The organism is Maribacter sp. 6B07 (assembly GCF_002700155.1).
GTDB lineage: Bacteria > Bacteroidota > Bacteroidia > Flavobacteriales > Flavobacteriaceae > Maribacter > Maribacter dokdonensis.
In genome coordinates this window covers 873,295-888,644 of record NZ_PDUT01000004.1, presented here as the reverse complement: position 1 = coordinate 888,644, position 15,350 = coordinate 873,295, and the positions used below count along the sequence as shown (strand labels likewise).

The following is a 15,350-nucleotide window of genomic DNA, read 5'->3' as shown; positions in this document are numbered from 1 at the left end:
AATTAGTTGGTATGATATTTTTTATAAACAGTTCTTCCGTAAAAGGCAACTACACCAAGACAAATAAGTGATAGTACAAATGAAAATCTCATTTCTGTAACTCCAAAAATAGTAATGTCCTCATATCCAACACCACCTAAATCTAGCATATAACCCTGTAAAAAGGGGAGTAGTGCTCCCCCAACAATAGCCATGACCAAAAATGCAGCTCCAAATTTGGCATCTTCACCTTGGCCTTCTAAAGCAATACCGTAAATGGTGGGGAACATAATGGACATGAACAATGAGGTTGCCACTAATGAATATATACCTAACATACCGGGTAAAAATATTGCACCCAGCAGGGTTAGCATTCCACCTAATCCAAAAAGCATTAATAATTTTCCAGAGTCTATTTTGGCCATAAGAGCAGTACCTATGGTTCTACCTATCAGAAAAACAATGTAGCCGGCTAAACCGTACCAAACGGCAGATTTTGCGTCAATGGCAAGTGTTTCGGCGTATTGGTACACGTAGGTCCAACACATAATCTGGGCACCTACATAAAAAGCTTGTGTGACCACACCAAAAGCAAACTTTGGTTGTTTCCATAATCGTTTTACGGAGTCTTTAAAAACCACCTTTGCCTCTTGATGTTTGTTTTGTGGCATCTTAACCACGCTGATCAATACAAAAAATATCAAAACTACAAGTCCTAAGAGTACATATGGATTTCTAATAATTTCCAGGTCAGATGTTCTAATGACGGCTTTGGCACTTTCGTTCAATGTGTCAAAAATAGGAACACCATCTGCTGTTGTGTCATCGGATTGTAATGCGCCCAATACAAAGTTTTGAGCCACCAATAGTCCTAAAATAGAACCCATTGGGTTAAACATTTGGGCAAAATTTAAACGTCTTGTGGCCGTTTCTTCTGCACCCATAGAAAGAATGTACGGGTTAGATGTAGTTTCTAAAAACGCTAACCCAAAAGTTAGTACATACAATGCCGATAAAAAGAAAGGGTAGCTTTCATAGGCAGCTGCCGGATAAAATAGCAATGCGCCTATGGCATATAATGCCAACCCTAATAAAACCCCTTTTTTATAAGAGTATTTATTTACGAATAAAGCAGCGGGAATAGCCATGGTAAAATATCCACCATAAAATGCTAACTGTACCAAAGATGCTTGCTTGTTGGATAATTCCAGTACTTTTTGAAAACCGCGTACCATGGGGTTGGTCATATCATTTGCCAAGCCCCACAAAGCAAACAGAGAAGTAATCAATATAAATGGCACCAATACTGATTTGGCAACAACAGGTATTTTTTCAGATGTGTTCATAAGGATTGGTCGGTTTTGTAGAATTATTTTTCGGATAATAAAGATCGGTCTAGATGCACATAGCCACCATCAACGGTTATAAATTGGCCCGTGGTGTGTGATGATCTTTCGGATATAGCGAATAATACGGCATCGGAAATTTCTAAGGGAGAGGTCATTCTGTTTTCAAACGGAATGTTCTTTACAATAGATTGTAATTTTTCATCGCCATTATCTAAACTGTTGATCCAGTTTTCATAGGCTGGTGTCCAACTTTCAGCAATGATCAAAGCATTACTACGAATGCCGAACGGAATTAAATCTACCGCCCATTCACGGGTTAAGCCAAGAACACCACCTTTGGATGCCGCATAGCCAGAAGTACCGCCCTGTCCCGTAAGTGCAACTTTGGAACCTACGTTTAAAATATTGCCTTTCGCCTTTTTTAAATAGGGTAAACAAAACTTGGTCATGGCAAAAAAACTGACCAGATTAAGCTGTAAAGAGCGCATAAATTTCTCTATGCTATCTTCCAGTCCAACCGTGTCGTTAACACCAACATTATTGATTAAGGCATCTATTTTTCCATATTTGTCACCAATGGTTTTCGCCGCTTGTTCTATTTGTACAACATCGGTTAAATCTGTCTTTACAAATATGCTGTCTATACCTTTATCACGTAGCTCTTTTTCATACTCAAATCCGCGATCATTTCTACAAACAATAACAGGAATAGCACCTTCCTTAGCTAATTCTTCTACAATGGTTTGCCCAATGCTTCCTCGTAGACCGGCTGCACCCGTTATTACTACTACTTTATCTTTTAGTCTTAAATCCATACTTATAAATTGTAAAATTCAACTGCATTGTTTCCCATAATGTTATGTTGTTCGTTATCGCTTAGACCAGAAATGAAATCTGTGACTAAGTTTTTAACCTGGCTATAATTTCCCGCTACCAAGCAAACAGGCCAGTCAGAACCAAAAAGGCATCTTTTTGAACCAAAAGAGGTCAGGACAAGGTCTAGATATTTTGAGAGATCATCAGGCTTCCATTTTTTGTAGTCGGCCTCTGTAATCATACCCGATAGTTTACAGTAAACATTTTCCAGTAATGCTATTTCTCTCATCATGGTAGCCCAACCGTCATAAAAACCATCTTTTATGTAGGGTTTAGCTATATGATCAATCACAAATTTTTGATTTGGAAATTGCTTTACAAACTCTAAAGTTGCCCCAAGCTGATGCGGAAAAATTAGAATGTCATAAGTATATCCAAACGGTTCAAGTTCTTTTATACCGTTCAAAAATGGCTTTCTTAATAGAAAATTATGATCAGGTTCACCCTGTACCACATGTCTAAATCCCTTTAATATAGTATGGTTGCTTAACTTTTCTAAATCGCTTTTAATGGTAGAAGCACGTAAATCTACCCAGCCCACAACACCTTTTATGAAATTGTTTTCTGCGGCTAGATCAATTAAAAATTCAGTTTCCGTTAATGTTTGATCAGCTTGTACCGCAACACAGCCGTCAATGGCATTGGCTTTTAATTCACCAATGAGGTCATTAGGCATGAAATCTCTTCTAATTACCCTCATATCATCATCGATCCATGAATGCTTTACGGGCTCATACTGCCAAAAATGTTGATGTGCGTCTATGGTCATAGTCAATTGATCAATAGTTACCTTAGTTTATCATTGTAAGAGCTTCTTCAAATCCGTATTTTTCAATATTGCTGAGGTTGTTATAAACCATGTTCGTTAAACCGGTTATTTGGTTCAGGTCCTCTTGCCATATATCAGAATTGCCCAATAATCTGGTAGTCAATGTATTTAAGTCAATGTCGTTTTCTCTAAATTGTTCCCAGGTGTTAGAGAAATATTCAAGTACCAAAGAAGTATCATTTAAATTGATTTTGTCATTGTTGAAACTTCCTTCATAAAATCGAATTAGAGCACTCAATGCAAATGTGATATTTGTGGGAAGACTTCCTTTTATTTTCAAATAATCTTTTAAGCTAGGTAATAAACGAGTTACAAATTTTGAGGTGCTGTTCAATGCAATACTGATCAGTTGATGTTCAAGTGCCGGGTTTTTAAATCTGTTAACCACGTCATTTGCAAATTGCTTTTTGTAATCTTTTGGAAAATCTAAAGTCTCCAACACTTCGCTCATCAATACTTGATGAATAAAATTAGCGACTTGGGTATTCTTCATAGCGTCTTTAACCAAGCGTTCACCTAAGAGGTATGCCACTGGTACCATTGATGTATGGGCACCGTTTAAAATGCGCACTTTTAAATTTCTATAGGATTCCAAGTCTGAAACCAATTCAATATTTAAATCGGTTTTATTGAAAGGAAATTCATTTAAAATGTCATCAGGTCCTTCCAATAACCAACTTTGGTACAGTTCACCGGCAACGGCAAGTTGGTCTTTAAAGCCAAGCTTGGCTTCTATCTCTTCAATTTTATCTTTAGGATAACCAGATACAATACGGTCTACCAAGGTATTGTAAAATATACATGCTTCTGATATCCAATTTTTAAACGATTCTTCAAGGGACCAGTGATTTGCGTATTGTAAAATACATTGTTTTAATGCTTCCCCATTTTTATCAATAAGTTCAACAGGTAAAAGATTGCATCCTTTATCCAAAGCGCCATTAAAGTGTGTAAACCTATGAAATAGCCAAACGGTAAGTTTTGCCGGAAACTCTTTGGGTGGTGTATGGTCAAAGGCATCATCGGAATTAAAAACGATACCCGCTTCCGTAGTGTTCGATATAATAAACCGCAGTTCAGGAGTCTTTGAAAGGTCAATATACTTTTGCCATTCAGAATAAGGATTGATAACTTTTTGAATGCAATCAACAACGGTTAAATCTTGTACAAAAATATTGTTCTCATATCCTTCTAATTGCACGGAGAACAAACCATCTTGTGATTTTAGGACTTGATAGTCACCACGTGCAGTGGGTTTAATTACGGCAACACCGGCATTGAAGGTCGTAGCGTTGTTTATTTTTTGAATACTAATATCTACAAATGCTCTTAGAAAATTACCACCTCCAAATTGCATTACTTTTATGGGTAATGATTTACGATCGGTTATGGCTTTACTGTTTAAAATTTCCATATGTATTGTTATAGTGATATTCCTCTTTTCCAAGGAATAAAATCGTCTTGTCCCAAACGTACTGCGTTAGGTATTTTTTCTCCGCTTGCCACGGCAATGATGTATTCTAGAAGCTCTTCTCCTTTACTTTCAATAGTGGCCGTAGCTTCTATAATGCCACCAGTGTTAAAGTCAATGATATCAGCCATACGCTCGCTGAGTTGCGTGTTACTTGCTATTTTAATGGTTGGGGCAATAGGGTTGCCGGTAGGGGTTCCTAACCCTGTAGTAAAGCAAATAATAGTACAGCCAGAACCTGCAAGTCCGGTAGTACTTTCTACATCGTTACCAGGAGTACAGAGTAAATTCAAGCCTTTTTTCGTGACCGGTTCGGTATAATCAAGCACATCGGTAATTGTGGAAGTACCGCCCTTTTTTGCCGCTCCGGCGGACTTCATTGCGTCTGTAATGAGTCCGTCTTTTATATTACCGGGTGAAGGGTTGTTTTCAAAACCTGAACCCACTTCCTCGGCACGTTTGGCATAGGTTTGCATTAGTCCCGCAAATTTTTTTGCGTTTTCTTTAGACTCACATCTATTCAGAAGTTCCTGTTCAACACCATTGAGCTCAGGAAATTCAGCAAGAACCGTAGATGCGCCAAGTGCCACCAACATATCTGAAACATGGCCTAGTGCGGGGTTGGCGGAGATACCTGAAAACCCGTCAGATCCACCACACTCCAGCCCTAGGGTCAGTTTGTTCAGTGGTGCCGGAGCACGTTTGATTTTATTGGCCTCTATTAAGCCTAAAAAGGTTTGTTTAACTGCATCTTCAATAAAATGTTGTTCACTTTTACTTTGTTGTTGTTCTAGTATAACAAGTGGTTTAGAAAATTGAGCATCCCTTTTATTAATGGCATCTTCTAGTATAGGAATCTGAGCGTTTTGGCAACCAAGACTTAATACGGTAGCACCTGCTACATTGGGGTTGGTAATATAGCCTGCCAATAAATTACAAAGCGTATCGCTATCTTGTCTAATACCACCGCAACCACCATCATGTGTTAAAAATTTAATACCGTCTACATTGGGGAAAACCTGCTCGTCCGTATTCGGAATTTCAGGTTTTATAATATTGCTTTGTAAAAAATCTTCCTTACTAGAGCGATTTCTATAATGCTGTATTAGTGTCTCCGTAGAAATAATGTCATCACTGGACGATTTGTAACCCAATGGTTTTAAGAGAGCAGTTTTTAATACTTCTACATTTCTATTCTCGCAAAAGACCAAAGGGATTACCAGCCAATAGTTAGATGTGCCAACACTACCATTTTTTCTATGGTAGCCCATAAATGTCCGGTCTTTAAAAGCATCAATATTTGGTGGGGTGAAGTTCCATTGTTGGTCCTCTACTTGATAGTTGGCCGCTGCATGTACTAAATTTTCGGTGGTAATAGTCTCTCCTTTTTTAATAGGCACAACCGCTTTGCCTACAATAGAACCGTACATATATACTAAGGCATCTTTTTTAATAGGCGATAGGGCAAACTTGTGTTTTGCCTTTACTTTTTTAGGAATAGGAATGGTCATATTATCATGATGAATATCCGTGCCTTCTGGTATATCTTGTAAGGCAACAAGTATATTATCTTTTGGATGAATGTGTAAAAATCTGTTATCCATAAATTCGTTTACAAGCGTTTGTGAAATAATACCAAATTAGTTGCATTCTATTTCATATCAGGTTTAGAAAGTGACCATTGCTTTGATGACACCGGTCTCAGGTTTTAACCAAGCATCAAAATTGGCAATCATTTCTGTGTAAGGTACGGTATGTGTAACAAAAGAAGTGATGGGGAATTGATCAATAACATGGATTATATATTCAAAATCTGCCAAGGTTGCGTTTCTGCTACACATAATGGTAGACTCCTTTGCATGTATTGCAGGGTGATTAAAAGTTAACTCTCCCTTAGATAATCCTACTAATATATATCGCCCACCATGTGCCATATAATTAGGACCGGTTTCTAAGGCATATTTATTTCCTGAGGCATCAAAAACTGCTGTAGCCAAATCATTATTGGTAATTTCATTGACCTTTGCTATTGCATCATCATCTGCTTTTACAATATAGTCTACTCCAATTTTTTCTTTGGCATAGTTTAATCTTTGTTGATTAACATCAATAGCAATTACTTTGGCGCCTTGCAATTGTGCCAATTTCATAATTCCTATGCCTATTGGACCACAACCTATAACCGCAACGGTTTCTCCTTTTACGATCTGTGCCCTACGTAAAGCATGCGCGCCAATGGCCAATGGCTCCACTATTGCCATTTGCTCTAAACTTAGATTATTGGCAGGAAGCAGTAGTGCAATAGGTACGTTGATAATTTCTTGCATACCACCGTCAGTATGAACGCCTAAAACCTTAATGTTGGTACAACAGTTTGTTTTTCCAGCCTTGCAAGCCACACAAGCATTACAACTTATATAAGGCATGACTACTACCTTATCACCTTGTTTGAGCCCTTTTGAATTAGGTTCTATAGCAATAATTTCAGCAGCAAGTTCATGACCTAAAATACGTGGATAGTTAAAAAAAGCTTGATTGCCCGCATAGGCATGCAGATCTGTACCACATATACCAACTCTTTTAATTTTTAGAGTAGCTTCATTAGGTTTAGCTACAGGTGCTTCTTTATCTTTTAGGGTAAACGTGCCGGGTTCTTCGCAAGTTATATATTTCATTATCGTAAATGTTCAAATGCAAGTGGTCGTTTAAAAACGCACCCCGTTAGGGGTGCATCATTTAATTAAAACTAACACAAACAATTATTTTAAGACTAAATTTTATCTGCAAGGGTAATTTCTAGGCAAAAGGCGTGATCACCTTTCTTTTCTCCAAGGTTTGCTATTTCAAGACCGTTATTGGTTTGCTTATATGCAATTTCATTATCTGATCCCAATAACGTAATAGATTTAATATCTAGACCCTCTGCGTTGGTGTTTCCTAAAGCCAAGGTTTCAATGGTTACGGAATTGTTTTCTGGCCAGGCCAATAGAATGGCATAAAGCTTATTGTCTTTTTTAGTGAATCTAATATCTTGAGCCGTAAACCCTTTGTTTTCACCTTCAGAATGATGCCCTTTTTTAACCTCGGTAGGTCCTTCACCAAAAACGGTCCAATATTCGGTGTTGTAAATGGCATCACCATTTACTTTTAACCAATCGCCAATTTCAAAAAGTATTTTTTGTTGGTCCTCAGGAATACTACCATCTGCTTTAGGACCTATGTTTAAAAGTAGATTTCCATTTTTAGAAACGATATCGACTAAATCATCCACTAGTTCATTGGTGTTTTTAGATTCCCAATTGGTAACATAGCCCCATGAGTTTTTACCTATGGAAGTATCGGTCTGCCAAGGCAATTTTCTAATACCTGGCAATTTTCCTCTTTCTAGATCGTAGATAACAGTTCCTTCAGGAAAAGCCTCATGATCAAAATTTTTATCGTTTATGACTACTTCCTTGCCCCATTCTATTCCTTTATTATAGTAATATGCCGCTAGTTTTGGTCTGTATTCCTTAAAATCTGGTATATCTAAATAGAAATCGAACCATAGAATATCTGGTTGGTAATTGTCAATTAAATCAACCGTTCTATTCCACCATAATTTCTTGAACTCTTCAGAAACAGGTTCGGTCAGATCTTTACCTTTTGCAGAATATAAATCCGCAAATTCAGGATCTGTAGTGTCAAAATGGTCCTTTTTATTATAGAAAGACCAATTAAACGCATAGTGCGAAGAAGCGCCCATAATAAGACCTTCTTTGCGACCTTCTTTAAATAATTCGCCCAGAATATCCTTTTTAGGTCCCATGTCTACTGAATTCCATCTCGTGGTATTGGACTTATACATGGCAAAACCATCATGGTGGTCTGCAACGGGTATGACATATTTAGCGCCAGATTTTTTAAAAATATCTATCCATTGAGCAGCATCGAATTTTTCGCCTTTAAATAGAGGTATAAAATCTTTGTATCCAAAATCCTTTTGGTCACCATACTTCTCTTTATGATATAGGTACACCTCATTTGGTCCCAGTTGTTGATGTTTTAATTGTGCCGAAAAGGTGGCAGAATCCATATACATTCTTCTAGGGTACCATTCAGAACTATACGCTGGCACGGCATAGGCACCCCAGTGAATAAAAATGCCGAATTTTTGATCATTGAACCATTCCGGGTCTTTGTAGTTTTCTTTTATAGATTCCCAATTAGGCTCATAAATTTTCGTTGACTCAACGGTTTCTTTTTCCTTTTTTTCGGTTTGTGATTTACAGCCTACAACTAATGCTAACAATAGTAAAGGGTATACAAAGTACTTATTCTTGTTCATGTAGTAATCGTTTATTAGATGTGTATCTAAGTAAGAGCTGCTAAATTCCGTTTTTTGTTTTATGGTATTCATAACAGATGATTTAATGATTACAACAAATGGTTATCCTTGTTTTTTATTAAGTTTTATATGTATTTCTTTGGAATATGTTCAATTAATGATAATAAACTTTAAATAAAAATTAATTTACAATGCGGTTGAAAATTAGATTCTTTTGCTTGCTTTTGTGCACTGTACAGTTTTTAATGAGTCAGAAAAACAGTAAAAAATTGCCAAACATTATTTGGATAATGGCAGAAGATATTAGTTTAGATTTGGCGTGTTATGGTACCAAAGCGGTTAAGACACCCAACTTAGATCAAATGGCGGCAGATGGCATTCGCTTTAATAATTGTTTTGTGACCAACCCTATTTGTTCACCAAGTAGATCAGCCATGATTTTGGGTACACATCAACAAAAAAGCAATACCCACAATCACCGTAGTAATAGAGAGGTAGTATTGCCAAAACCATTTGTTCCCTTTACGCAATTATTAAGGGATGCGGGTTACACCACTATTTTGGGACATAAAGATGTGCGTGGAAAAGGAAGAAAGATCGATGTGAATTTTAAACATACAGCTATAGGTACTTGGGACGGTGAATCAAATTTTGGTATTTATGATAAGTACGATGAGTTTCTTCCTAAAGATGCTCCGTTCTTCTCGCAGATAACATTGAACGTAACACACAGGGGCGATTGGTGGGATGAAATCCGTGCAAAATCCAAACATCCTGTAAACCCCAATGATGTGGAGCTGCCACCATATTTGGCGGATAATCCCGTAATTAGGTTAGATTGGGCCAAGTATTTAGATCAGATGGAATATATGGATGCTGAAATTGGAATACTTTTTAAAGAACTAGAAGAAAAAGGACTTGCCGAGAATACAGTAGTAATTTTCATAGGTGATAATGGTAGGTGCAATATTAGAGGAAAGGGATATTTACACGATTCTGGCTTAAGAATTCCGTTATTGGTGAAATGGCCAAAAGGAATAGACAAGGGCCAGATAGATGACCGAATAGTAAGTTCAACAGATATAACAGCAACCATTTTAGATTTGGCACAGGTTGAAATTCCTGATTTTATGACCGGAAAATCATTTTTAGATGAAGATTTTGACCGAACCGAGGTATTTGCATCTCGCGATTTGTGGGATGAAATTCCGGAAAAAAGCAAAGCCATAACCACCAACAAGTTCAAGTACATCAGAAATTTTAAACCAGAGATTCCTTGGGATGCCCATCAAGCATATTTAGAATTTTATAGACCTGCCGTACACGTAATGCGAAGCTTAAAAGAACAGGGTAAATTGAATAAAAATGAATTACTTTTCTTCGGATTAAAACCGGCAGAAGAGCTGTATGATTTAGAAAAAGATCCATTTGAACTGAATAATTTGGTTTTGGATGTTGAATATGCTGCCGTAGTACAAAAAATGAGACAGCAAACCTTAGATTACAATGAGGCCTTTAAACCGATCGGTGAGACTTATGATCCTGTGCATGCGGAATCTGTAGACGTTTTAGAATGGGTTAAGAAAGAGAGACCAAAAGAATACCAAAGAATGTTGGCTGGTGAAGAAATTGGGTTTCACAAAATGTCAAACGAATACAAGGAAACTATCAAATAAAAGTAGTATGAAAAGTGGTTTTTTAAAACAAATAGGGTGTATAATCGCCATCTTTATTGCAACAAGCTGTGGTGAGCAGAAAGAAAAAAAGGAAGAACAACCATCAAAAAACGAACAACCGAACATTGTCATCATTTATTTGGATGATTTGGGCTATGGCGATGTTGGGGCTTATGGCGCAACCGAATTAAAAACACCGAATATGGACAGGTTGGTCAATGAGGGGGTAAAGTTTACTTCCGGTTATGCCAGTTCTGCAACTTGTACGCCTAGTAGGTACGCATTGCTTACAGGTGAATATCCATGGCGAGTAAATGCGGCGATATTGCCAGGGACGGCTCCATTGATAATAGATACCGATCAACCCACAATTCCTAAAATGCTAAAGAAGAAGGGATATCAAACAGGTATCGTAGGTAAATGGCATTTAGGACTGGGTAACGGTAATGTAGACTGGAACCAAGAAATTACTCCCGGTCCCAATCAATTAGGTTTTGATTATTCGTACATATTAGCTGCCACGCAAGACAGGGTGCCAACAGTTTATATAGATAACGGCAAGGTTGATAATTTAGACCCTAACGACCCTATAGAAGTTAGTTATGAGGAAAACTTTGAAGGTGAACCAACTGGTAAGGATAATCCGGAGTTGACTACTATGAAATGGCACCATGGCCACAACCAAAGTATAGTAAACGGTGTACCTAGAATTGGCTATATGAAAGGTGGAGAAGCCGCCAAGTGGAACGATATTGATATGGCAGACCATTTTTTGGAAAAAGCTAAGGCATACGTAGCTAGTCATAAAGACGCTCCGTTTTTCTTGTATTATGCCTTACAACAACCACATGTGCCAAGAACGCCACATCCTAGATTTGTAGGTGCATCGGGTATGGGACCAAGGGGCGATGTAATCATTGAGGCAGATTGGGTAATCGGCGAATTTTTAAAAGAACTGGAAACACAAGGAATCTTGGAGAACACGTTAATTGTGTTTACGAGTGATAATGGTCCTGTGCTAAATGACGGTTATTATGACAATGCCGTTGAAAAGTTGGGAGAACATACTCCGGCAGGTGGATTGAGAGGAGGAAAATATAGCCTTTTTGAAGCAGGTACAAGAGTGCCATTTTCGGTCTATTGGAAAGGAAAGATAACACCCAAAACATCTGATGCACTTGTTTGCCAAATAGATTTATATGCATCTCTTGCCGAACTAGCAGGAGCCGAGTCTAAGTTACCCGATAGCCAAAATTTACTCAGCACATTTCTGGGGAAATCAGAAAAAGGCAGAGATCAGCTGATTATTGAGGCCGGTGGTAGAACCGCTCTTAGAAAAGGCGATTGGGCATTTATTCCGCCATATTCGGGCGCAGCCGTAAATACCCAAGTGAATATAGAATTGGGTAATGATGAATCTTACCAATTGTATGATCTTAAAAATGATCTTGGTCAACAGCATAATATAGCTGAAGAAAATCCAGAAAAACTAGAGGAACTCAAAACAGAATATGAAAACATTAGAGGAATAAGTAATGCAACAGTGCCAGAGTTGGAATTACATTAAAAATAGTTGTTAGTTTAATTTTTTGAGAAGCACCCGCGAGGGTGCTTTTTTTTTGAAAAAGAAATTAATCTCTAGCATAAATTCTTTAGCAATAACAAATGTTCTAAACCTTGCCACACATGTTTTAAAAGTTTTAGCCAGAAAAAGTAAACCCTTAGTTTTATTAGTGTAGAGCTTTAGAACGCAATTATGACAAAACCTTTTCAATTATGCATTTTACTATTTCTTGGCTGTTTGAGTATTACTTGTAATGCCCAAAATTTGAAGAATAGTAATAAGCCGAATATAATTGTAATCTTAACCGATGACCAAGGTTGGTTAGATGTGGGGTTTAATGGTAGCACCGATATTCCCACGCCAAATTTGGATAATTTGGCAAAAGAAGGTGTCATTTTCAAAAATGGCTACGTATCGCATCCGTATTGCAGTCCATCTAGAGCAGGGCTGTTGACCGGTAGATATCAAGCACGTTTTGGGCATGATTGTAATATGCCATATGATGGTGAAAATGATGCATCTGTAGGTACGCCACTATCTGAAAAGATGATATCGGAAGCTTTAAAAGAGCAAGGTTATGCTACAAGCGCAATAGGTAAGTGGCATGTAGGCGATCATGCTGATCTACACCCTCCTCGGCAAGGTTTTGACCATTGGTTCGGTTTTGCAGGTGGTGCAATGAATTATTGGGGAGAATCCAATGGGCCTTTGCGCACCATATTCAGAAATGAATATAAAGTACCGGAAAGCGAATTATCTTATTTAACGGATGATTTCACCAATGAAGCCATCTCATTTATAGAAAATAACAAGCAAGATCCATTTTTTATTTATTTGGCGTACAATGCGCCACATGCTCCAGACCACGCAACCGAGCAATACTTAGAAAAAACCAAGCATATTGAATATGGCGGTAGAAGTGTTTATGCGGCCATGGTAAACGGGGTAGATGCAGGTGTTGGTAAAATTGATGCCTATTTAAAGGAAAAAGGATTAAAAGAGAATACCATTTTGGTATTCTTGAGCGACAATGGCGGGCGTACCATGCAAGCCAACAATGGTCCAAATAGAGGACATAAAGGAATGTTGTTTGAAGGTGGTATAAAAGTACCGTTCTTCATGGTTTGGCAAAATCATATTAAACCCAACGAAGCTTATGATGAGGTTGTAAGTTCCTTAGATTTATTTCCTACGCTACTCAATGCGGCAGGGGGTAATGTTAAAGGTGAAAAACAGCTAGATGGCGTAGACCTTTTACCATTTTTAGATCAAAAGAATGAAAAGCCGCATGAGACTTTATACTGGCGCAGCGTTGGTGGATTTGAGTATGCCGTAAGACACCAAGAATACAAATTATACAAGAGCGCTTACAAAGGCAGAACTATGCTTTTCAATTTAGAAAAAGATCCCTTGGAACGTCATGATATTGCTGAAAACCATCCTGAGATTATGACAAAACTAAAAGCCTTATACACAGCGTGGGATAGCAAAAATGTGACACCAGGTTGGGTAGACCCGCATCCGGAAAATGTCATTAAAGAGGAGAAGAATTTTAGAATGACCAGAGAAAAATCACTTAGACCAAAAAATTAAGTATATGAATGTAAACACCCATTTTGCCAGATCATTAACTGTTTTGATTATTACGCTGATCTTTAGAGTGGTACAGGCACAAGAACAGCCTAATTTTATTTTCATTTTAACCGATGACCAATCTTATGGTATGATGGGCTGTACCGGTAATGAAGTAGTGCAGACTCCCAATATTGATAAGTTGGCAAAAGACGGTGTACTTTTTACCAACGCACATATTACCAGTGCCATATGTACGCCAAGTAGGGCAAGTATTTTAACGAGCCAGTTTGAACGTAAACACGGCGTAAATTTTAATTCGGGTACGAGTATGTCAGAGGAAGGGTGGAATAATACCTATCCTATGGTGCTTCGTGATAACGGATATTATTCTGGGTGGATAGGTAAAAACCATTTGCCTGTTGGTGATGGTGGTTATACCAGTGGTTTAATGGATAAAAGTTTTGATTATTGGTATGCCGGGCACGGTCATTTGACCTTTTACCCCAAAGACAGACATAAGATATTCAAGCATGCAAAAGATGATACTCAGGTAGAGATTATAAGCGAAGGAATTTCAGATTTCCTGTCTAACGAGCAAAAATTACAAGGTGCACAAAAGTTTTTAGATCAGCGACCAAAAGATAAACCATTCGTGCTTTCGGTCAACTTTAATTTACCACATGGTGCAAGCGTATCTACCATGGCACAGCGAGAAACCGATGATGAAATCTATAAAACTTTGTATGATGATGTAGACTTAAAATTGCCTAAGAATTACATTGCTAAAAAAGATATTGTACATCCTAAATTACCACCGGAAATTCACAAAACAAATGATAGACAAGAGGGGTATGATTATGTAGATTATCCAGATAGCCTTCTGACAAGGTATCAGTTACAATTACAGGCAATGACAGGCATTGACCGTATGGTTGGCGAACTTAGAAAAACGCTAAAAGCCCAAAAATTGGATAAGAATACCATTATCGTTTTTACATCTGATCACGGTTTGTTTATGGGGCAATTTGGTATTGGTGGTAAAGCCCTTTGTTATGAAATAACTACGCATGTACCGTTAATTATTTATGATCCGAACGAAAAAAAATCGAATAGGAGTAGAAAGTCAGACGCTCTGGTACAAAGCATAGATATTGCCCCAACTTTACTTAAAAAAGCAAGTATTCCGATACCGGATACGTATCAAGGTAGCGATTTATCACCACTATTGTCACAAGAGGTAAGTGATGTAAGAGAGTATCTGTACACAGAAAATTTATGGTCTACCCAGTTTGGGAATCCTAGATGCGAAGCTGTTAAAGACAAGCGCTGGAAATATATTAGATACTACAAGAACGAAAATTTTTCGGGACAAAAAAAGATTGAGACAGCAAAGCAAATGGGCATTAAGATGACGGCGATGTTATACAAAGTCCATGATCCGGATATCGCCCTGTATCGCTCATTCGTAGAGGGACCATTACAAGGCGAAAAAGCAGTCTATGAAGAACTGTTCGATCTGGAAAATGACCCAGATGAAACTACCAATTTAGCAGGGGTGGCGGAACATGCTCCAGTGTTGGAAAAATTGAGAACCGTGTGGAAAGAGAAAATAACCTTTGCCAGAGGAAATGAGGCACCAAAAGTGTTACGGTATACCTCTGATAGTGAAGCGGTACGTGGTGTAATCATAGAACCAAAATAATA

11 protein-coding genes are annotated in these 15,350 nt (G+C 37.9%); 4 read left to right on the top strand and 7 right to left on the bottom strand.

All coding sequences use genetic code 11. From position 1 onward, the window contains the following. Nucleotides 1–2 precede the first annotated feature (2 nt). From fucP to CSC80_RS18045, 7 genes are all read right to left on the bottom strand, one after another. Nucleotides 3–1,325 (bottom strand): L-fucose:H+ symporter permease, encoded by a 1,323-nt coding sequence (fucP, locus tag CSC80_RS18075; protein WP_099193317.1) that lies wholly within the window; start codon nucleotides 1,323–1,325, stop codon nucleotides 3–5. Between the two features lie 23 nt (nucleotides 1,326–1,348). Next, complete coding sequence (locus tag CSC80_RS18070) at nucleotides 1,349–2,143, bottom strand: SDR family oxidoreductase (protein ID WP_074674451.1); 795 nt, start codon at nucleotides 2,141–2,143, stop codon at nucleotides 1,349–1,351. A gap of 2 nt (nucleotides 2,144–2,145) precedes the next feature. Then, on the bottom strand, nucleotides 2,146–2,973 hold the full coding sequence (locus tag CSC80_RS18065; RefSeq protein ID WP_099193316.1) for an amidohydrolase family protein: 828 nt from the start codon (nucleotides 2,971–2,973) through the stop codon (nucleotides 2,146–2,148). Between the two features lie 22 nt (nucleotides 2,974–2,995). Next, entirely contained in the window at nucleotides 2,996–4,447 is a 1,452-nt protein-coding gene (locus tag CSC80_RS18060) for a tagaturonate reductase (protein WP_099193315.1), read from the bottom strand. Nucleotides 4,448–4,455: 8 nt separating this feature from the next. Then, nucleotides 4,456–6,108 carry an altronate dehydratase family protein gene (locus CSC80_RS18055; protein ID WP_099193314.1) on the bottom strand — a complete coding sequence of 551 codons (1,653 nt, stop codon included), beginning with the start codon at nucleotides 6,106–6,108 and terminating at the stop codon, nucleotides 4,456–4,458. A gap of 63 nt (nucleotides 6,109–6,171) precedes the next feature. Further along, nucleotides 6,172–7,179: a zinc-binding alcohol dehydrogenase family protein gene (locus tag CSC80_RS18050; RefSeq protein ID WP_058105431.1), complete on the bottom strand. Its 1,008-nt coding sequence runs from the start codon at nucleotides 7,177–7,179 to the stop codon at nucleotides 6,172–6,174. A gap of 95 nt (nucleotides 7,180–7,274) precedes the next feature. Then, nucleotides 7,275–8,831, bottom strand: a complete 1,557-nt coding sequence (locus CSC80_RS18045) for an alpha-L-fucosidase (protein ID WP_099193411.1) — start codon at nucleotides 8,829–8,831, stop codon at nucleotides 7,275–7,277. 191 nt (nucleotides 8,832–9,022) lie between these two features. On the opposite strand from CSC80_RS18045, the gene CSC80_RS18040 reads away from it, so the two are divergent. The 4 genes from CSC80_RS18040 (at nucleotide 9,023) to CSC80_RS18025 (ending at nucleotide 15,348) form a co-directional block, all read left to right on the top strand. Then, on the top strand, nucleotides 9,023–10,507 hold the full coding sequence (locus tag CSC80_RS18040) for a sulfatase-like hydrolase/transferase (protein ID WP_099193313.1): 1,485 nt from the start codon (nucleotides 9,023–9,025) through the stop codon (nucleotides 10,505–10,507). A 7-nt stretch (nucleotides 10,508–10,514) separates the two neighbouring features. After that, a complete protein-coding gene (locus CSC80_RS18035; RefSeq protein ID WP_099193312.1) occupies nucleotides 10,515–12,074 on the top strand; it encodes an arylsulfatase in 1,560 nt (519 codons plus the stop codon). Nucleotides 12,075–12,335: 261 nt separating this feature from the next. Continuing rightward, a complete protein-coding gene (locus CSC80_RS18030; RefSeq protein WP_236973434.1) occupies nucleotides 12,336–13,664 on the top strand; it encodes a sulfatase-like hydrolase/transferase in 1,329 nt (442 codons plus the stop codon). Nucleotides 13,665–13,668: 4 nt separating this feature from the next. Then, complete coding sequence (locus CSC80_RS18025; RefSeq protein WP_099193310.1) at nucleotides 13,669–15,348, top strand: sulfatase-like hydrolase/transferase; 1,680 nt, start codon at nucleotides 13,669–13,671, stop codon at nucleotides 15,346–15,348. The last annotated feature ends 2 nt before the right edge of the window (nucleotides 15,349–15,350 follow it).